The organism is Acinetobacter nosocomialis (assembly GCF_041021905.1).
In the GTDB taxonomy this organism is placed as follows: domain Bacteria; phylum Pseudomonadota; class Gammaproteobacteria; order Pseudomonadales; family Moraxellaceae; genus Acinetobacter; species Acinetobacter nosocomialis.
Genome location: NZ_CP157432.1, coordinates 2,218,795 through 2,238,905 on the forward strand (window position 1 = coordinate 2,218,795; position 20,111 = coordinate 2,238,905).

A 20,111-nucleotide genomic window follows, 5' to 3' on the forward strand; every position below is an offset into this window, starting at 1 on the left:
TTTGACCATTGGCCGTTGTTTGGGAATGAATATAGTCTATGAAACTCATTTCTTATAATCAGCATTAAAAATATGACAGTTCGTTTTATTTTCGCAACAATAAAAAAAGATATGGATATAAAAAAACCTCACTATTTCATGAGGTTTTTTAGAGTTTAGCTGTAAATTACTTTTCTGTTTCAAATAATGCCGCTACAAATGATTTTGCCGAGAACGGTCTTAAATCATCAATTTTTTCACCCACACCAATAAAACGAATTGGTACATGAGTACGACTAGCAATATTAAACAGTACACCACCTTTTGCAGTGCCGTCCAACTTAGTAATAGTAATACCAGTTAAACCTACTGCTTGATCAAATTCTTGTACTTGGTTAATTGCATTTTGCCCCGTACCTGCATCTACTACTAACATAATTTCATGAGGTGCCGTAGCATCAATTTTTTGCATAACACGCTTAACTTTCTTAAGCTCTTCCATTAAGTTACTTTTGTTATGTAAACGACCTGCGGTATCTGCAATTAACACATCAATACCTTTAGCACGCGCACTTTCAAAAGCATCGAAGATAACCGAAGCACTATCTGCACCATGGCCTTGAGCGACAACAGCAATGTCGTTACGCTCACCCCAAATTTGCAATTGTTCAGTAGCAGCTGCACGGAATGTGTCACCTGCTGCTAACATAACTTTCTTGCCTTCGCCTTGTAAACGCTTAGCCAGTTTACCAATAGTGGTTGTTTTTCCAACACCATTCACGCCCACCATTAAAATCACATAAGGTGATTTATTAGGGTCAATATGCAAAGGCTTCACACGTGGAGCCAGTAAAGCAATCAACTCTTCTTGTAATGCTTTATAAAGCGAATGTGAATAAATCAAATCGCCACGTGCAGTACGTTCAGTCAAGTTGGTAATAATCGTTTTTGTTGCATCTACACCAATATCTGCAACTAATAATTGCTCTTCAACTTCTTCAAGCAGCTCATCATCAATTTCTTTACCACCAATTAAGATATTTACCATACCATCGGTGAAATTACGGCGAGTTTTGCTTAAACCTTCTTTCATTCGCCCAAAGAAACCTGATTTTGGTTGCTCTGGTTCAGTTGAAGGTGCTGTCTCGACAACTTCTGGTGCTTTTACTTCTTGCTTAACAGGTGACTCAACGATAGGAACATCGATAGCAGGTAAATTAGGCAATGTGACATCGTCATCCCCGATCTCAGCATCTATCAAGAATTTATTTTGCATATTCGATTGTTGTTGCATGCCGATTCCTTGAAAAGCAGCGTGTTAAAAAATAGAAAGTTTAGCATAAATTCAAGTTTTTGCCTGCTCCAATAGCGAGCAAAACCTTTCTAAAATAAAGACCATGCTTATTGAGTATCTTCTTGTGCTAACGCAGGATATTCCTTGATGTGATCATGTTCAAACTGATAAGCGTACATTAACTTTAGATACTCTGCCCTATGAATTTTTGATTGATTCATTATCAACTCTGCCATATCTTGAGTTCTAGGATATGTAGCCTGTCGAGAAAGTTGTACAATTCGTTGATACTGTTCCGAGTTCACAGGACGAAGCAATGCTAAATAAGACAGCATAAAAATACAGCCAATGATAATAATCACAACCAGATTAAAACATTGGTCTGCCTTTAACTCAGACTTTAATTTAAGAAAATTTTCTTTGAATGTGAGCATGACCTACCTCTAATTGATGTAGTGTAGGGTTCAATGCACTTCAGCACAAGGTCAAAATCCAGTAAGACTAATATTCTTTAGCCTTACTGGATGATAAACTTTAGCTTATTAAAGAACGTATTACAGAGAAGTATAAGATTGCTGCAATAATTACTAGCACCAGTAACATAGCAAAAATACTTAATCCTTCTTCAGCATCAGCTGGATGCAATTCATCTTCATCTGCAATTTTTCTAAGTTCACCATCATAAACCTGATAGAACCAAGCTTTTTGATTAGGATCCAATTGGCGAGCATAGTCAAAAACCCGTTTACGTTGCGCCAAACAATAATCACCTAAATGTATTTCTTGATGGAAAATTGCTTCGTCTAATAATTTACGATGGTAATGAGCAAGCTCTATGATTTGCTCCTCTTTAGGAGGAGTATCAAAAACAAAGCCATCGATAGTATTTGTCATAGTTATTCTCCTTGTCTTTTATTCTCATATTGATTTTACTCAAAATTATTTGTGAATAATGTTTAATCATGTATCCTAATAGTGAACCAACTAATGCTGAACAATAGTTGACAAATCCATTAATTTGTAATATTAGTTTAACAATTCTAAGTTACATTAGTTCAAAGGCAGTGGCCTTTAGAAAAAGTAATCATAATTAAAATAAGGAGTTTTATATGATTCAACGTATCTCTCATCATGATTTAGAACATGTATACGCAACTGCAGTTAATACAATTCACTCTCAAATGAATTTCCAAGATGCTGTTGCGCAGTTAGAAGAAGTTGCGCGTGCTGGTCACGGCAAAGCTGCCCTATTCTTAGCAGAGCTATATTATCAAGGTTTTCGTGTAGAACGTGATTCCATGAAAGCACAATATTGGCAGAAACTAGCCACCATGCAAGCATAAAGAGACGTCACTTAGGTGGCGTTTTTTTATACCTGTAAAAAGTTCAATATAAATTAACCATAACTATGTTCATCTTGCGCTTCGCCAAAGCTTAAGTCGCTTTGTCTTGCTCAGGTGGCGTTTTTTTATATCTGAAAAAACTAAAGTTATTAATTTTTTCTGCAACCCTACTTCACTATTCTTAGTCATAACACAGCATTATTTTTTAGTATTGATTTATATAGATATTTCAAGTCATCAATATTTGTTTACGATTTGACACCTGTTTAAACTGAAATGTCATGTGGTTTTCTTATAATAAGCAAGACAAGTTGAAAACCTTTAAATTTAAAATGAACAGTTTAAGTAATCTACAACCGGTTTCTAAAGACTTGATGATCAAGATTTATATTTTAAGAACCATGATGTATTGTGGAGTTCTTTGGGGACTATTTGATGAAGGCTGGGCCATTAAATCAGATCAGGAAGATTTTATTTTTCCTTTTTGGTTAAATGGAGTGCAAGCACATCGATATGCCAAAACTCATTGGCCTAATTACAAGCCAAGAAAAATTACCCCAAAAGACTTTCATGAATCTTTATTACCTACTTTAACACGGTTAAAAGTTACCCCTGCATTATTTAACTCATCTCATCGTAAGTTGAAGTTATCTACTCAACAAATGCATCATTTCTTTTTTAATCATCCAAAATGGCAGGTAGCTTAAAGTTTTTAAGCTACCAAACTTAGAGTGCTTTTTGAGCGTTTAAGCGTAAAACTAATATTTGAATGACTCGTAAGTCTTTGCTTTTTTCAAAAATCGAGCTAATTTAAATCAAAATGATAAAACAACAGGACAGAAGAAATGACTATCGTTGCACAAGTAATTAAGAACAAATCTGAACAAGCCATTTTTACAATTTCACCCGAAGCGACTGTCCTCGAAGCAATTACGATTATGGCGGAAAAAGGTATTGGTGCTTTAGTCGTAGCAGAAGGTGAAAAAGTTGTTGGAATATTATCTGAACGCGATTACACACGAAAAGTAACGCTTATGGAGCGTTCGTCTTATAGCACCACAGTTGCTGAAATTATGACGGCAAAAGTAATTACCGTAGGTTTAAACAATACAGTTGAAGAATGTTTACAACTCATGACTGATCGTCATTTACGACACTTACCTGTATTAGATAATGAAAAATTAGTTGGTTTTATTTCAATTGGTGACTTAGTTAAAGCAGCCATGGAAGATCAGAAAGTTTTAATTGAACAATTAAAGCAATATATTTCAGGCTAAATACAAAAATAAAAATGGGCGATTAACGCCCATTTTTATTGTCTTTAAAAATTAAAGATAATTCGTAATTAAAGCAACTAAACGCTCTAGCAAAATATCAGCTTGAGCTTGTGTCATGTTAATTGGAGGTAATAAACGAACCACCGAACCTGCCGTAACGTTAATAATAAGTTTGTATTCATCACGAGCAATCGCAACAAGTTCAGCACAATCTTTAGGTAGTTGAATACCGATCATCATACCGAAACCACGTACTTGCACATTCTTATCCGACAATTGGGCACGTAATTGATCAACAATATAATTACCTACTACTGCTGCATTCTCTACCGCATTTTCCTTCTGGATTGTGTCAATTACCGTATAAACCACACGAGAACCCAATACTGTACCGCCATAAGTAGAACCATGACTGCCTGGCCCTAACAAACCTACAGCCTTACCTTGAGTCATTACAGCACCTACAGGGAAACCATTACCCAATCCTTTTGCTGTAGTTAAAACATCCGGAATAATATTTGTATGTTGATACGCAAAGTATTTACCGGTACGACCATTACCAGTTTGGATTTCATCTAGCATCATCAACCAGTTATGCTGATTACAAATTTGGCGAACTTCTTCTAAATAGCTAAATCCTTGAGGTGCAGTATTAATACCACCTTCACCTTGGATTGGTTCAATTAAAATAGCAACGATATCTGGATGCTGTAAGGCTGCCTCTTGAATGGCTTCAATGTCACCAAATGGGACTCGAATAAAGCCTTCCACCAAAGGTGCAAAACCGTCTTGTACTTTCTTGTTACCAGTTGCAGAAAGTGTCGCCAAAGTACGACCATGAAATGATTGTTCAGCAACAATAATCTTTGGCAAGCTTATACCTTGTTGAGTACCAAATTTACGAGCAATTTTAATCGCTCCTTCGTTTGACTCAGCACCACTGTTTGAAAAGAAAATTTCTTCCATACCTGAAACCTCAGCAAGCTTTTGCGCCGCCGCAGTTTGCCATGGAATTTCAAATAAATTGCTCGTATGCACGAGAGTAGCTGCTTGTTCTGCAATAGCTTCTGCAATAGCTGGATGAGCATGTCCTAGTCCACATACAGCAATACCAGTAAGTGCATCTAAATATTCTGTACCATCTTGTGTATAAAGATATGCCCCTCGGCCTCGGACAAAACTGATCGCTTGGCGACCATAAGTAGCCATTAAGTGTGTTGGTTGATCAGGTTGTACTGGAGCCAGGGTAATATCAGTCATCACGAACTCTTTCTGTATGAGGTTTTAAGAAGGGTTTATATAAACAAAAACTTGCACTGATGAAAAGTCTCATCCTTCATTTATCTAAAATTTCGTCTGCTTTTTGCTATCGCTTCGGTTTATACAATAAAATATTGAATATTCTGTGCAACTTTAAGCAACAAGGCGGTTTGCAAAGCGATGTGAACACCCCCTATAATGCTGCAAGATTAGTTGAGGATCTATTTATGACTGAACAAGCACGTGATACTGAAGCGTTAATTCGCGATCAAATTGCGAAGCATCCCGTTTTACTTTACATGAAAGGCACTCCACAGTTTCCACAATGTGGTTTCTCTGCACGTGCAGTAGAGGCGCTCAGTCAAATTGGTCGTCCATTTGCATATGTGAACATCTTAGAAAACCCTGATATTCGTGCAACTTTACCAAAAATTGCAAACTGGCCTACTTTCCCACAATTATGGGTAAACGGCGAGCTTATTGGTGGTAGCGATATCATGCTTGAAATGTTCCAAAATGGCGAATTAAAACCATTAATCGAACAATACAGCGCAGCTCCAGAAGCTTAATAATAAAAAAGCCAATCGAAAGATTGGCTTTTTTATACTTATAAATTTAACAATCACTTATACCGATATAACGAAATAGTCCATCAACACCAAGATCTGCTTTTAAAATAGTTAAATTTTTATACGGTGTGGTAGTTATCGCTTCAAAAATATTCATGTTCGGATCTTCATGCAACTCATCTACGTTTTGATTCATAACTTCTTCAAAACGATCAGCTACAAATTCAAAGCCTAAATCCATTGCAATAAACAATGTATGTTCACAAGGTTGGACGTACTGCTCTTGTGTCCAATCAATAACTGAAAGCTTACAGATTGGGCAAAGGATATTGGCCGATGCATTTTCTAATTCAACTAACTGGTAAGACATACTTTTAAAAAACCGAGAAAAATCTATTTTATGAAAAATAATATGTAAACGCTATATTTGTTTTAAGCTTCATAAAATAAATTACAAAAACATTTCAATGTAATGACATTATAATTTCAAATTATTTAATTCCCTTTACTCTCTTGTATTTATCGGCTTTTTACAAAAAATTAAAATCAAACTTTATCGTTGCAAAACTAATAATGTAAAATCTTTAGTGTTGCATAAATAGGATATTTTAATGCTCACAGATCTTGATGATTTTTATTGTTTTGCCCTTGTTGTTGAGCATGGTGGATTTAGTGCTGCCGAACGTGTTACGGACATTCCAAAATCAAAATTAAGTCGTCGTGTTTATAATTTAGAGGAAAATTTAGGGGTTCGCTTAATTCAGCGCAGTTCTCGTCATTTTGCTGTTACCGATATCGGGATGGATATCTATAGACACGCACAAGTTATGATGAATGCTGCTCAAGCAGCCCATGATTTAGTTGATCACTTAAGTATTCAACCAAGAGGCGTAGTCAAAGTAAGCGTTCCTGTAGACATTGCCCAAAACCAGCTACCTAAAATTTTACCGGCATTCTTAAAAAAATATCCCGAAATTCGTTTACAACTTATTGTAAGCAACCGTCGCGTTGATGTGATTAATGAAGGTATTGATGTAGCTCTACGTGTCAGATCTAAATTAGATGATGACCCTAGCTTAGTACTTAGACAGTTTGCGCTCATAGAACAAAGTTTATTCGCAAGCCAAGCTTACTTAAATGAGTTTGGTAATATTAAGTCACCTGATGAGTTAAGCGATCATCGTATTTTAAGCTTGTCCGAAGAGCATTTAGATCAACAATTTATTTTACATGGTCCAGATAGCCAACTGAAAAAAGTGAAAGTTAGCCCCACTGTAATGGGAACAAATCTTTATATGCTTGCCCAACTTGCAAGTCAGAATTGTGGTATTGCCTTATTGCCAGAAACAGCAGCTGAAGATTTTGTAAAATCGGGTCAGCTTGTACAAATCTTACCGGACTGGAAAGCAGCTCACGGTATATTTCATGCTGTTTACCCATCTCGTAGAGGATTACTCCCAGCAGTGCGTGTATTTATTGATTATCTTGTGGAACATCTCTCAGAGCATTAATAAATTAAGCTCCATAAAAAAGTTCGATAATATATCGAACTTTTTATTTTATAACGATTAAATTTTTGGATAATTTCCTACCCCTTCTGGCCAAGGTGTAAGTAGCTCAAAACCTGTATCTGTAACTGCAACCATATGTTCCCATTGAGCAGATAAAGAAAGATCTTGAGTAATGACGGTCCAACCATCATTTAATTCTTTAACTTGAGGTTTGCCTGCATTCACCATAGGTTCAATTGTAAAGACCATACCTTTCTTTAGAACCAAACCTTGTCCACGTTGTCCATAATGCAGAATATTAGGCTGCTCATGGTAAACTTTACCAATGCCATGCCCACAATACTCTCGAACAATGCTATAACCCTCGCGATGAGCAACCGATTGAATAGCGTAACCAATATCACCTAAAGTAGCGCCAGGTTTAACTGCATGAATACCAGCAACCATTGCCTCATAAGTTGTTTCAACCAACTTTTTCGCATGTGGATTTACGTTTCCAACGTAGTACATACGGCTCGTATCGCCAAAGTAACCATCTTTAATAATCGCTACATCAATATTAATAATATCGCCATCTTTTAAAACTTTATTTGGAGATGGAATACCATGACACACTACTTCATTGACTGAAGTACATATTGTTTTTGTGAAACCGTGATAACCAACATTGGCTGGTATGACCTTTAAAGTATTTACGATGTAATCATTGCAAATATTGTCTAAATACTCAGTTGTTACGCCTGGCTTAACGTACTTCCCTATCATTTCTAAAACTTGTGCAGCCAAATGCCCAGAAATTCTTAATTTTTCCAGATCTTGTTCTGTTTTAATTGTAACAGTAGAAGCTCTCATTCAATTTTATCCTCGTAGGCACTGTTTTGATCACACCTACAAAAATGTTAGTTAATTTATAGTATTTTAGAATGGATATATGATAGGCGGAAAGCTTTAAATGTCCAAATATTCAACATTCATAATAGTATTTTATATTTTTATTTTTACATAATTTTTTTAAAAAATCAGAGTTAAAAACTATTTTCTCTATTTCTTTCAAAGGTTTTTCAAATAGATAACTTAACCAGTTGATATTTTTCATATCTCTGACTGATTTAGAAAACTTGAAAAATCTCTTTTTCACATAAAATAGCGCTTGATCATGCTCTCTTTTACTCTAAAATTCTTTCTTTTTTGTTAAATTTAATTTATGCAACAACTTCGTACTGGAGATATTATTGCCTTAGGTTTTATGACCTTTGCCCTCTTTATTGGGGCAGGTAATATTATCTTTCCTCCCATTGTCGCACAGCAAGCTGGTGATCATGTATGGTTAGCGGCCATAGGCTTTTTGATTACTGCTGTTGGCTTACCCGTAATTACGATTATGGCACTCTCTCGCATGCAGGGTTCCATTGAAATCATTAGTTCACCTTTAGGCCGTATCGCAAGTCTGATTTTAACAGTAGTATGTTATTTATCAGTTGGTCCTTTATTTGCTACACCACGAACTGCAACAGTTTCTTATGAAATTGGTTTTTCCTCTTATTTCGGAACATCAAGCAGTAGTCTTTTAATTTATAGCGCAATCTATTTTACATTTGTTACTTTAGTTTCGTTATATCCAAACAAGCTTTTAGATACAGTTGGACATGTTCTAGCACCTCTAAAAATTATCGCTTTAGCAATTTTAGGTATTGCAGCGGTTATGATTCCTGCGGGCTACGTTCCTGCTCCAATTAATCATTACGTTAACTCTCCTGTTTCGGAAGGTTTCGTAAATGGTTATCTTACTATGGACACTTTAGGTGCTTTAGTATTTGGTATCGTTATTATTCAAGCAATTTATTCGCGTGGTGTTACAGATAAAAAGCTAGTCACCAAATATGCAATTATTGCTAGCCTTATTTCAGGTGTTGGTCTTACTTTAGTGTACTTAAGCGTATTTAAATTAGGTTTAGGTAGTCACGAAGTTGCTCCAAATGCCGCAAATGGTGCTGTAATTCTGCATGCCTATGTTCAACATGCTTTTGGAAATATGGGTTCATTATTCCTAACTGGACTTATTTTCTTAGCGTGTATGGTAACTGCAATTGGTTTAACTTGTGCGTGTGGTGAATATTTTGCTCAACTCACCAAGTTACCTTATAAGCTTTTAGTATTTATCTTAGTTGGTTTCTCTTTCATTATTTCTAATCTTGGATTGACCAAACTCATTGCTGTATCAGTACCGGTTTTAAGTGCAATTTATCCACCAGCTATTGTGGTTATTATGCTCAGTTTCTTCTGGAAATTTTGGCATAAACCATCTTTTATTGTTGGTTCAGTAACAAGTATTGCTTTAATTTTCGGAATTATCGATGGGCTTAAGGTTGCGGGTTTTGGAGATAATCTTCCTATGTTCCTTCAACATTTACCATTAAATGAACAGAATTTAGCATGGTTGATCCCATCTTTAGTTGTTCTTGTGGTAACTACCCTTATCGACAAAGTTAAACATAAAAGCATTTAACCTGGTGTTTTTTTGAAATCGAGTTTTACCCAAACATGATTTTATATATTGAATAAAATGCTGCGTTTACCCAACCAGCATTTTATTTCCAACACTAGTATTTAATGACAATTCAACTATAGATATAATTAATTTTTGCTGTAATATTACATTAAAATAATTTTTAGCTTACTCAGTAAAGAAGAGCATAAATGAAAAGTAAATATTATTTAACATTAGCAGATGCAGAGTTTTTAATGGAAGAAGCTCAAAAATATGCAATCGAACACAACTTCAAAGTCAGTATAGCTATTGTTGATGAAACAAGCTCTTTATTACTTATGAAACGCCTAGATGGTGCCTCTCCTCTCAGTACACATATATGCCTAGAAAAGGCTAAATGCTCATCAATGAGTGGCCGTCCGTCAAAATTTTACGAAGAACTTCTTCAAAATGGCCGTCTTGGTTTCTTAAGTCTACCAAGTGCTAAAGGTATGCTAGAAGGCGGAAAAGCGATTATTTATGAAGGCCAGATTTTAGGTGCAATTGGTGTTTCTGGTGTCCAATCTTTTGAAGATGCTGAAATTGCACAACACGCAATTGATGTCTTCTTAAAGAAACAAAGCAACTAAAGTAAATTGAGAGAAAAGAGAAATTATTACACTTTTCTCCTAAAAATTTCTCTTTTCTAAAATATTAAGTATTTTATACAAAAATATTTAATATTTACCTTTTTTATACCTTAACTATTTATAAATATAGAGGTTTTCATAAAACTGTTCAAAAATTTTTCAATTGACTATTGAATTAAGCTAAAAATACAAGTACAACATTAAACTTATTCTTGACTAAAACATTCGGTTTTAGCGCAACCACAAGGAGGGATGGAGATGTTATCATTACATTTCAACAAACAAGTCTTCATTAACACTCTGAACAGTAAAGATTCAGTTGTTTATGGAGTAACAACACTTGCTCTTATGCTGACTCTACTGTTTCAAGGTATGATTAAAGGGAATCTGAAACCCGAATACTTTATGTATGCCATGGTTGTTTCTTTTGTATTTTGTGTATGGGCCTTTGTCGACCACAAAATGCGAAAATTAGCTAAAAGACGACTTAGTCAACAGAAATAAGAATTCAAAAATGGATGAGCAATCATCCATTTTTTATTTATTTAAAAATAGAAAAATCGTTCCCATTACCAAAATAGCAGTTGCCAGCAGCTCAGTAATAATTAAAGCAATCATCATAAATGTCATCAGCCATGTCGGCAAATTAACCTGCCCTAACCTATGCGGTTGTTTAAACTGATTGGTCGTATCCTGTAAAAACCCATGAATGATATAAACTAAAATTGAGAAACTAAAAAACAGTATATTTGCCAATACACACCATACAGCAATATCCTCATTTAAAACCGTGAAATAGCTCAATACAGCTAGAATGAGCGTAGCTGCTGCATAAAGCAAACTGCTTCTATGTGCAATATCTACATAATAATGTGCACGGCTTAATTCAGAACGGCGAATTTGCCAATATTTCCATACCCCGGTTAACATTCCTATCCATAAAAAGACACCACTAAAAACAATAGCCAACTGTACGGCTTTCGATAAATCCATCATTTCCTTTATTCGTTTTATTAAAATTTGATGAGCTATATAACATAAATCTTGACTTTATAGTCACAATTTAATCAAGTGCCTTTTCGGAACTCATGTACATTAAGATAAATGATTAGCCAATTAACTTTAAATCTATGGATAAGACTTTTGAATCTTTTTGGATTACCTGTAAAGATGGTTATCAGCTTGCAGCTCAATTTTATCCTGCTCAAGAAAAGAAAACTGAATATCCTATTCTCATTTGTCCAGCAACAGGTATAACTAAAAACTTTTATCACTCTTTCGCCGCATGGTTAAGCCAACAAGGCTACGATGTATTGAGTTTTGACTTTCGTGGTATTGGCGAGTCCCTACATGGCGCTTTAAAACAAAGCACCGCAAGTATTACCGACTGGGGAACACTTGATATTCCTGCTGCAATTGATGCTTTATTAATAAAAACGAAAGCAAATCAAGTTATTCTTATTGGACATAGTGCTGGTGGACAACTACTAGGAGTCGTACCTAATTATAATAAAGTCGCAAAAGTAATAACGGTTGCTGGTTCAACTGGACATATTAAAGGCCTTAAAGGAAAAACCAAGGTTTTAGCACCAGTTATGTTTAATCTTATCTTCCCTATTTCTAGTCTCGTTAAAGGCTATGGCGCAACTCAATTCATTGGTATGGGAGAAAACCTACCTAAAAAAGTTGCTCAACAATGGCGAGAGTTTTGTAGTCGTCCCGGATATGTAAAAAACGCTATAGGCAAGACGATTTTTCATGATTTTCATTCAGATATTCAATGTCCAATTACTGCTATTTGGGCTGATGATGATGAGATTGCAACCAAACGGAACGTACAAGAATTATTAAGTTTATATCCAAATGCAAATAAAAAAATGATTGAACTTAGCCCAAAAGATTTAGGCTATAAATCAATTGGCCATATGCTGTTATTTAAAAAATCACATCAAAAACTTTGGTCTATTTTAGAACAAGAAATTAAACATTAATCACTGCTTTTATTTTCGCCTCTAAGTCAGTAATCCGGCTTAGAGGTTTTTTTGTATTAAAAACGAGCAGCTTTTTACTTAAATGCGTCGATATACCGTTAAAGTTCTGCTAAGGTAATTCATCTGAAGCTGTTGTCAAAAAACAGGTATATTTACTTGTTTAATGCAAACAGCTTCTTTTTTTCTGTTTTAGCTAAAGCCAAAGAAATTGTTCAAGGATAATTATGCTAGCACTAGAGCCTCAACATATTCATATGAATCAACATGCTGTTGATAAAACACATGCATTAAAGTGTCTAGTAGATATATTAGAAAAAGATGGGTTAGTTACGCCTGAATATATAACGGGACTCATCAATCGTGAACAACAAAGCGCGACTTATTTAGGCCAAGGCATTGCCATTCCCCACGGTACTCCTCAATCACGTGAATATATTTTAAAAACAGGGATTCGCTTAGCCCATTTTCCCGAAGGTGTGATCTGGGATGGAGAAAATAAAATTTATTTAGCTGTAGTGATTGCAGCAAAATCTGATGAACATTTGCAAGTTTTGCAAATTCTTACTCGTGCATTAATGCATGACGTCAGCGAACAAGTAAAGAATGCGTCTAAACCTGAGCAGATTATCGAATTACTACAAGCTCAGCCATTATCTTTAGCACTTCATGAAAATCTTATTCAAACCGAAATCGATGCACAAGATATCGAAGATTTATTTTGGGCAGCTTCTCAAACACTCAAAAAACATAATTTTGTAAAATGTGGTTTTCTAAGTTCACTTGATCCAGAACAAGCCATTCAACTGCAAGATCAAATCTGGTCCATTTCAAGCAATCACTTTGTTCAGCAACCAGCTATTAGTATTACTAAACCATCACAGGCTTTAGAACTAAATGGTAAAAAGCTGAACACCCTCATTTGTATAGCAGCCAATGACCAACTCGATAATGAAAGATTTAATCGTTTAATTGATATTTTATTTAACCCTGAGCAAGTTGCCGAGCTAGATAAAACTCAAACGCCAAACGAAATTGCAAAAATTATTGGAGCTGACGTTGTTCCGGACTGGCCTCAACGTTCAGTAGTATTAGCAAATGCACACGGCTTACATGCCCGACCAGCTACACACTTAGTCAATCTTACAAAAACCTTTCAAGGCGACATCCAAGTTGCAGTAGACGATGGTAGCTTTGTTTCTGCCAAAAGTTTAACTCGTCTTTTAGCGTTAGGTTGTAAGCGTGGCCAAACTCTACGTTTTATCGCTGAGCCAGAAACCGATGCCGTAGAGGCTTTAGATCAAGTTATTTTGGCAGTGCAGCAAGGCTTAGGTGAAGAAGTTGAAGCGCTACCTGTAACCAGTGAAACACCTGACCAACTCCCTGCTCAAACGGCAATATCCAATGCTACAACATTGGGTAACAATACGGGCATTGCAGCATCAAGTGGCTTAGCCTTTGGACCTGTCCATGTGATTAAACCAAAGATTTATCAATATGAACGTATGGGTTCAGGCGTAAAAGTCGAGAAAGAAAATTTAGATATTGCCCTACATGCAGTAAAAAACAATATTCACCAAGTTATAGCCAAAGCTGATGCTTCTGAAATTAAACAAATCTTTCGAGCTCACCTAGAAATGCTTGATGATCCTGATTTAATTAATGGTGTATATCAAAAAATTTATCAAAATTTATCAGCACCGGCTGCGTGGCATGAGCATATTGAAGCTGCAGCTAAAGCACAGGAAGCACTACCAGATCGTTTACTCGCTGAACGCGCAACAGACCTACGTGACATTGGTGATAGAGTTTTAACCCAATTATGTGGTGAAGTAGTAATTGAAGAGCCTAAAGAGCCTTATATTCTAATCATGCATGACGTGGGGCCAAGTGATGTCGCTCGTCTAAACAAAGACCGTGTCGCAGGTATTCTAACTGCTATAGGCGGTGCAAGTGCGCATAGTGCAATTGTCGCACGTGCTTTAGGCATTCCAGCTATTGTTGGTGCTGGTGAACAAGTCCTAGAAATTGATCCGAAAAGCACTTTACTTATTAATGGTGATACTGGAACTTTTGTTTTAAATCCAGATGCAGCGCAAATCGAACAAGCCAAGCAAGAGCGTGAGCAACAGCGTCAAATTCGTGAAGAAGCTGAACGCCATAGCCACGAGCCAGCAATTACCTTAGATCAACACCAAATCGAAATTGCAGCCAATTTGGGTAAAGTTCAAGCGACAGCACAAGCAGTAGAATGTGGTGCTGAAGCAATTGGCCTACTTAGAACCGAACTTGTTTTTATGTCTCATAGCAGTGCACCTAATGAGGCTGTTCAAGAGGCTGATTACCGAGTTGTATTAGATGCACTTGCAGGTCGCCCGCTTGTAGTACGTACATTAGATGTAGGCGGTGATAAGCCTTTACCTTACTTACCAATTGCTGAAGAAGAAAACCCATTCTTAGGGTTAAGAGGAATTCGTTTAACTTTAAGACGCCCTGAGCTTTTAAAACAGCAATTAACCGCTCTACTAAAAGCATCTGATAATCGTCCGTTACGCATTATGTTCCCTATGATTGGACGCGTTGAAGAATGGCGTGCAGCCAAAGCAATTCTTGACGAAGTAAGAGCCCAACATCCATGTGACAATTTACAAGTTGGTATTATGATTGAGGTTCCGTCTGCTGCTTTACTTGCACCGGTTCTTGCACAAGAAGTCGACTTTTTCAGTATCGGCACAAATGACCTGACCCAATATACTTTAGCGATTGACCGAGGCCATCCAATACTCTCAGCGGAAGCAGACGGATTACATCCAAGTATTCTTAATTTGATTGATCAAACAGTAAAAGCTGCCCACAAACATGGCAAATGGGTAGGAATCTGTGGTGAGCTTGCAGCAGACCCGAAAGCTGTACCTATTCTCATGGGATTAGGCGTAGACGAACTGAGTATGTCACCAAATAGCATTCCTTTAGTAAAAGCTCAAATCCGTACACTAAGCTATAGCCATGCTCAAAAGCTTGCACAACAAGCTTTACTATGCGATAGCGCCCCTGCTGTGCGCCAGCTATCTGAACAAGACTTATAAGATTGGGAATAGTAATGGCTAAAATTTTAACAATTACTTTAAACCCTGCAATTGATGTAACCATTCAACTGAATGAGTTATTAGTAGGTGAAGTGAACCGGCAAGAGTCGGTAGAAATTCATGCGGCTGGCAAAGGCCTAAATGTTGCTCAAGTATTAAAAGACTTAGGTCATGATGTAATCGTAAGTGGTTTTTTAGGTGAGCATAATCGACAAATTTTCGATACACATTTTGCACAAGCTCAATTTCAACCCGAGTTTATTTATATTGATGGTGAAACACGTCAAAATATAAAAATTGCTGAGCATTCTGGGCGGATGACCGATTTAAACGGCAAAGGTTTCTTTGTTTCTGAAACAGACAAACAAAGCCTATTTAATAAGATTGAAGTTCTGTTACCACAAGTCGAGGTCGTTGCAATAGCGGGTAGCCTTCCACAAGGTTTTAGTATTGATGAGTTACAACATCTTATTCAACTGATCAAAAAAAATAATAAGAAAGTTGCACTAGATACCAGTGGTAAAGCGTTGGTTGCTGCAATTGAATGTCAACCTTGGATGATCAAACCGAATACCGATGAGTTGGTTGAAAGTTATCAACGTCCTGCCGCAAGCTATGCCGAACAAAGAAAACTTTTTGATAGCTTAACCAATATTGAACATGTGGTTATCTCAATGGGTGAAGATGGCGTAAATTGGTTACACGCCACTCACCCCTTACATGCTCAAGCACCAAAAGTTATTGTAAAAAGTACAGTAGGCGCTGGTGATTCACTCTTAGCCGGCATGATCCATGGACTTGTTAACCAACTGCCTCCTGAAGAAACCTTAAAAACTGCGACTGCCATTGCAAGCCATGCTGTAACACAAATTGGTTTTCGAATCCCTACTCCTGAGATTCTAGACCAACTAAAAGCACAAACTATTATCAATTCATTGAGTGAATCTGATGCAAACTGCTAAACATTTATTATTTGTCACTAATAGTCCGCAACAGCAAGTCAATGCTTTAATCTTGGCTCGTAAACTAGCTTTAGTCGCAACTCAACACGGCTATAAACACAGTGTCATTTCACTCGATGAGTTTGAATCAAGCGATCATTTTGATCATGTCATTATTATTGGACAACAACCTAAAAATCTAAATATTTTTGGTCAAAACGCTTTATCTTTAGTTTCTATTGAAGATATTAAAGATGATGCAGACAAAGCGCTTTTAACAGCACTTGAACACTCAAAACTAGCAAATGAGTGGGAACAAAAACCTAAGCAAGTTTCAAATACATTAACTCATTTTGTTGCCATTACTGCTTGCCCAACTGGAGTTGCCCATACATTTATGGCAGCTGAAGCATTACAACAAGGTGCAGAAAGACTTGGGTATCAAATCGATGTAGAAACTCAAGGTTCTGTAGGTGCGAAGAATATTTTATCACCTCAAGCGATTGCTGATGCCGATATTGTTATTCTTGCTACTGACATTGAAGTCAACACTGACCGCTTTATAGGTAAGCGTGTCTATAGATGTAGCACTGGTTTTGCTTTAAAACAAACCGACAAGGCTTTTGCTGAGGCAATTGCTAATGCTCAGGTTTTAGAACAAGGTAAACAGCAAGCAACAACCGAAAATAAGGATAAAACTGAAAAAGTTGGTGTATATAAACACTTATTAACTGGTGTTTCTTATATGCTGCCTATGGTTGTTGCGGGGGGCTTGCTAATTGCACTTTCTTTATGTTTTGGCCTAAATGCAGCGGAACAAGCTGGTAGTCTGCCAGCCATATTAAAACAGATTGGCGCAGCAGCATTTACCCTCATGGTACCCATGCTATCGGGTTATATTGCATATTCCATTGCAGATCGCCCCGGTCTTGCACCCGGTTTAATCGGGGGTTTATTGGCAGCACAGTTACAAGCAGGATTTTTAGGCGGTATTGTTTCTGGCTTCCTTGCAGGTTATATCGCGTTATTTATTGCTAAAAAAGTTAAGCTCCCAACTAGCTTAGAGTCCCTTAAGCCCATTTTGATTATTCCATTATTAGGAACATTATCTGTTGGACTGATTATGTTCTATGTGGTAGGTCAACCTGTAGCGCATATTTTTGAGTTAATGAAAGATTTCCTCAACAACATGGGCACAACAAATGCTGTATTAATGGGAATTATTCTGGCAAGTATGATGTGTATTGATTTGGGCGGACCAATCAATAAAGCTGCTTATGCTTTTACAGTTGGACTACTTACCACCAATACCTATATGCCAATGGCTGCCACGATGGCAGGTGGTATGGTTCCTGCAATTGGGATGGCAATTGCGACCTTCCTCGCTAGAAATAAATTTAGTACTGGTGAAAAAGATGCAGGTAAAGCTGCGTTTGTGCTTGGTTTATGCTTTATTTCAGAAGGTGCAATTCCATTTGCAGCAAAAGATCCAATGCGTGTTATTCCAACCTGTATTCTAGGTGGCGCAGTAACTGGTGCATTAGTTGCTTTATTTCACTGTGAGCTTGTGACTCCACACGGCGGTGTATTCGTACTACTGATTCCGAATGCAATCAATCATGCGTGGTTGTATCTTGCAGCAATTGCGGCTGGAAGTATCGTAACGGGAGTAAGTTACGCCATCATTAAAAAGAATCAAGAAGAAAAATTATTAACAAAATCATAATTAAAAAAGGGAGAATATAAATTCTCCCTTTTTATTAGTACTCAGTTTTATAGATTATCAATTAATTTGAACCAGATATGTCATCAGTGGTTCTAAGGTAAAACACTAAAAATTTAATTTGAGGCCACACTCATCTTTTAATTTCAAAATTTTTAGAAGTACATTTGGATTTTTCAGATATAATTACCCCTACTCCCAAAAATAATTTTAATATTTAAAATCAATAACTTAAAAACAAATATGCATTAATTTTATAGATAATTCATCAATTATGTTAAATGTATGGTAAATTTTCATTTTAAAAAAACAATTAAATATATGATTAATTTAAATATTTACCTAATAAATGGATTTATTTTTTTAAGTTATGACTTTGTAGACAAAAAATTTTGATAGAAATGTCACGTTCAAAACACGTTTTTTTTTCTACGATTCTCATGCAAACAAATATCGTTCATTTTACGACCAAGCGAGTAGCCAAGTTCAAATAAACGGTAAGGAATAAGTTTTATCAGAAGAGGAAAATTTATAGTTTGTCCTTGTTAATTCAAACAATATAAATTTTGCTCAAGACTTAAAGTCCTGATATAACTTGCTTAGTGAAACTATATTTTTCAACTATTAAGATTAGTTTCATAAAAATGCGATCCACCAAGGTATGGGGAAAAGTCAATGACAAAGAAGTATGCGCGTTTTTTACCTACAACAGAATCTTTCACTCTTGAAGATTTTCCATATTATTGGATTACTCAGGTCCATGCTCAATATGTTCAAAATATTGATAATGCCCTTAAAAAATATGGCCTCGATAATTCTCGTAGACGTATTATGCTTGCACTCAGTAGCAAACCTCATGCTAGCGTATCTGAGCTATCTGACATGATTATTTCAAAGATGTCCACGACAACTAAAATTGTTTATCGCTTAAAAGATGAAGGTTTAGTTGAAACATATTCTTGCCAAACAGATGGTCGAATTACACGTGTATATCTTACTGAACGTGGTATTGAAATGATCAGTAAAATTAATGATCTTACGAGTGTGGTACTTGAACAATCATTTGAAGGTATTACCCCCCTACAGTTAGAAAAAATGATGGAAAGCTTAAAAATGCTTTTAAAAAATCTATCGCGTTAGTTATTTTTTCATAATTTGCAAAATTTATTAGATTTAAAGCTCTCTCATGAGGGCTTTTTTTATACGTGATAATTATGATAAAGAACATGGATTTCATAAAGTAATCAATTAAACATTCTGCTTGTTGACTTGTTCTTTCAACTCCAGTAGAAACTCTTTTTTATTCTCTACATTGTAATGATAGGAAAAATGGCTAAAAGAAAATATAAAAGTGATAAGTTTCAGGTACGTCGTATTAATCGCCAATGGTGGGTACTTGAAAAGGACTTGGAAACTAACTGCTATGCTAAGCATGAACAAGTAGCTACAAAAACATTAGCTAATAATTATGCTGATGATTATATAGAGCAATACTATATGAATCTCTATATTCAACAACAGTTGAAAAAACCAGAAGCCGTATAAATAAAAAAGCCATTATGGCTTTTTTTTTATTTATAATTTAACAAGTTAATAACAAGTGAGATAATAAAATTTTGGCATAAAAAAAACCTACATCTTGGGGAAAATGTAGGCTATAAAATGCACAAAAAGGAATTATATATCCTTTTTGACAAAAAGAATTCTACGATATCATAAGACCTTATTTTATATTACTTTTGTAAAGTTAATAGTGCTTATTGTATTAATGCTTAATAACTTAAACTGATTCTTTATATAAATTTTTTAAAAGAAAATATTCAAAGTAATTCATTTTTTTCTTATTTAAATATTTTATTTGATATAAATTTCTCAGTTAAGCCTTCTATTACAGCTATATAAACACCTGTTTTAACAAGTTTTTTACAAAAATAAGCATAATTTTTTAAAGTTAAAACTCTATTTTTTATAATTTTCGTAAAATTAAAAGTTAATAAATAACATATGCATACATGAGTAATAA

Annotated in this window: 21 protein-coding genes; 14 read left to right on the plus strand and 7 right to left on the minus strand. The window is 35.7% G+C overall.

The genetic code is table 11. The annotated features are described in order from the left end of the window. Positions 1 to 166: 166 nt before the first annotated feature. From ftsY to ABLC00_RS10260, 3 genes are all read right to left on the minus strand, one after another. The gene (gene ftsY, locus ABLC00_RS10250) at positions 167 to 1,273 is read right to left on the minus strand and encodes a signal recognition particle-docking protein FtsY (RefSeq protein WP_033846536.1); all 1,107 of its coding nucleotides are present in this window, start codon (positions 1,271 to 1,273) and stop codon (positions 167 to 169) included. A gap of 107 nt (positions 1,274 to 1,380) precedes the next feature. Continuing rightward, entirely contained in the window at positions 1,381 to 1,707 is a 327-nt protein-coding gene (locus tag ABLC00_RS10255; protein WP_002050644.1) for a hypothetical protein, read from the minus strand. A 100-nt stretch (positions 1,708 to 1,807) separates the two neighbouring features. Beyond that, positions 1,808 to 2,167, minus strand: a complete 360-nt coding sequence (locus ABLC00_RS10260) for a hypothetical protein (protein WP_002050680.1) — start codon at positions 2,165 to 2,167, stop codon at positions 1,808 to 1,810. Between the two features lie 215 nt (positions 2,168 to 2,382). On the opposite strand from ABLC00_RS10260, the gene ABLC00_RS10265 reads away from it, so the two are divergent. The 3 genes from ABLC00_RS10265 to ABLC00_RS10275 all read left to right on the plus strand — a co-directional run bounded on the left by ABLC00_RS10265 (position 2,383) and on the right by ABLC00_RS10275 (position 3,893). Beyond that, a complete protein-coding gene (locus ABLC00_RS10265) occupies positions 2,383 to 2,616 on the plus strand; it encodes a hypothetical protein (RefSeq protein ID WP_002050673.1) in 234 nt (77 codons plus the stop codon). A gap of 332 nt (positions 2,617 to 2,948) precedes the next feature. After that, a complete protein-coding gene (locus ABLC00_RS10270) occupies positions 2,949 to 3,323 on the plus strand; it encodes a DUF2750 domain-containing protein (RefSeq protein ID WP_001087274.1) in 375 nt (124 codons plus the stop codon). Positions 3,324 to 3,461: 138 nt separating this feature from the next. Then, complete coding sequence (locus ABLC00_RS10275; RefSeq protein WP_002050640.1) at positions 3,462 to 3,893, plus strand: CBS domain-containing protein; 432 nt, start codon at positions 3,462 to 3,464, stop codon at positions 3,891 to 3,893. 51 nt (positions 3,894 to 3,944) lie between these two features. On the opposite strand, the gene ABLC00_RS10280 is transcribed toward ABLC00_RS10275, so the two are convergent. Further along, the gene (locus ABLC00_RS10280; protein WP_000129946.1) at positions 3,945 to 5,153 is read right to left on the minus strand and encodes an aspartate aminotransferase family protein; all 1,209 of its coding nucleotides are present in this window, start codon (positions 5,151 to 5,153) and stop codon (positions 3,945 to 3,947) included. Positions 5,154 to 5,380: 227 nt separating this feature from the next. On the opposite strand from ABLC00_RS10280, the gene grxD reads away from it, so the two are divergent. Continuing rightward, entirely contained in the window at positions 5,381 to 5,722 is a 342-nt protein-coding gene (gene grxD, locus ABLC00_RS10285; protein WP_000138830.1) for a Grx4 family monothiol glutaredoxin, read from the plus strand. Positions 5,723 to 5,768: 46 nt separating this feature from the next. Here grxD and ABLC00_RS10290 read toward each other — a convergent pair whose 3' ends face one another. Further along, complete coding sequence (locus ABLC00_RS10290) at positions 5,769 to 6,092, minus strand: hypothetical protein (protein WP_002050660.1); 324 nt, start codon at positions 6,090 to 6,092, stop codon at positions 5,769 to 5,771. A gap of 241 nt (positions 6,093 to 6,333) precedes the next feature. Between ABLC00_RS10290 and ABLC00_RS10295 the strand changes: the two genes are divergently transcribed. Then, the gene (locus ABLC00_RS10295) at positions 6,334 to 7,233 is read left to right on the plus strand and encodes a LysR family transcriptional regulator (protein WP_002050716.1); all 900 of its coding nucleotides are present in this window, start codon (positions 6,334 to 6,336) and stop codon (positions 7,231 to 7,233) included. A 57-nt stretch (positions 7,234 to 7,290) separates the two neighbouring features. On the opposite strand, the gene map is transcribed toward ABLC00_RS10295, so the two are convergent. After that, entirely contained in the window at positions 7,291 to 8,085 is a 795-nt protein-coding gene (gene map / locus ABLC00_RS10300) for a type I methionyl aminopeptidase (RefSeq protein ID WP_004886926.1), read from the minus strand. 352 nt (positions 8,086 to 8,437) lie between these two features. Here map and brnQ point away from each other — a divergent pair, with 352 nt between their 5' ends. The 3 genes from brnQ to ABLC00_RS10315 all read left to right on the plus strand — a co-directional run bounded on the left by brnQ (position 8,438) and on the right by ABLC00_RS10315 (position 10,854). Next, the gene (gene brnQ, locus ABLC00_RS10305; RefSeq protein WP_348941100.1) at positions 8,438 to 9,739 is read left to right on the plus strand and encodes a branched-chain amino acid transport system II carrier protein; all 1,302 of its coding nucleotides are present in this window, start codon (positions 8,438 to 8,440) and stop codon (positions 9,737 to 9,739) included. 191 nt (positions 9,740 to 9,930) lie between these two features. Continuing rightward, positions 9,931 to 10,350: a heme-binding protein gene (locus ABLC00_RS10310; RefSeq protein WP_002050687.1), complete on the plus strand. Its 420-nt coding sequence runs from the start codon at positions 9,931 to 9,933 to the stop codon at positions 10,348 to 10,350. Positions 10,351 to 10,608: 258 nt separating this feature from the next. Further along, on the plus strand, positions 10,609 to 10,854 hold the full coding sequence (locus ABLC00_RS10315) for a hypothetical protein (protein ID WP_000949688.1): 246 nt from the start codon (positions 10,609 to 10,611) through the stop codon (positions 10,852 to 10,854). Positions 10,855 to 10,887: 33 nt separating this feature from the next. Here the strand turns inward: ABLC00_RS10315 and ABLC00_RS10320 are convergent, their stop codons facing one another. Next, positions 10,888 to 11,343 (minus strand): hypothetical protein, encoded by a 456-nt coding sequence (locus ABLC00_RS10320; protein ID WP_004708460.1) that lies wholly within the window; start codon positions 11,341 to 11,343, stop codon positions 10,888 to 10,890. A 137-nt stretch (positions 11,344 to 11,480) separates the two neighbouring features. Between ABLC00_RS10320 and ABLC00_RS10325 the strand changes: the two genes are divergently transcribed. The 6 genes from ABLC00_RS10325 (at position 11,481) to ABLC00_RS10350 (ending at position 19,633) form a co-directional block, all read left to right on the plus strand. Then, positions 11,481 to 12,341: an alpha/beta fold hydrolase gene (locus ABLC00_RS10325; protein ID WP_006580893.1), complete on the plus strand. Its 861-nt coding sequence runs from the start codon at positions 11,481 to 11,483 to the stop codon at positions 12,339 to 12,341. 224 nt (positions 12,342 to 12,565) lie between these two features. After that, on the plus strand, positions 12,566 to 15,424 hold the full coding sequence (ptsP, locus tag ABLC00_RS10330) for a phosphoenolpyruvate--protein phosphotransferase (protein ID WP_004886919.1): 2,859 nt from the start codon (positions 12,566 to 12,568) through the stop codon (positions 15,422 to 15,424). Between the two features lie 14 nt (positions 15,425 to 15,438). Then, positions 15,439 to 16,386 carry a 1-phosphofructokinase gene (gene pfkB, locus ABLC00_RS10335; protein WP_004886917.1) on the plus strand — a complete coding sequence of 316 codons (948 nt, stop codon included), beginning with the start codon at positions 15,439 to 15,441 and terminating at the stop codon, positions 16,384 to 16,386. Continuing rightward, complete coding sequence (locus tag ABLC00_RS10340) at positions 16,373 to 18,091, plus strand: fructose-specific PTS transporter subunit EIIC (RefSeq protein ID WP_004886914.1); 1,719 nt, start codon at positions 16,373 to 16,375, stop codon at positions 18,089 to 18,091. Before pfkB ends, ABLC00_RS10340 begins: the two co-directional genes overlap by 14 nt. A gap of 672 nt (positions 18,092 to 18,763) precedes the next feature. Further along, positions 18,764 to 19,228 (plus strand): MarR family winged helix-turn-helix transcriptional regulator, encoded by a 465-nt coding sequence (locus tag ABLC00_RS10345; RefSeq protein ID WP_004708449.1) that lies wholly within the window; start codon positions 18,764 to 18,766, stop codon positions 19,226 to 19,228. Between the two features lie 189 nt (positions 19,229 to 19,417). Continuing rightward, positions 19,418 to 19,633: a hypothetical protein gene (locus ABLC00_RS10350; RefSeq protein ID WP_006580896.1), complete on the plus strand. Its 216-nt coding sequence runs from the start codon at positions 19,418 to 19,420 to the stop codon at positions 19,631 to 19,633. Positions 19,634 to 20,111 lie beyond the last annotated feature (478 nt).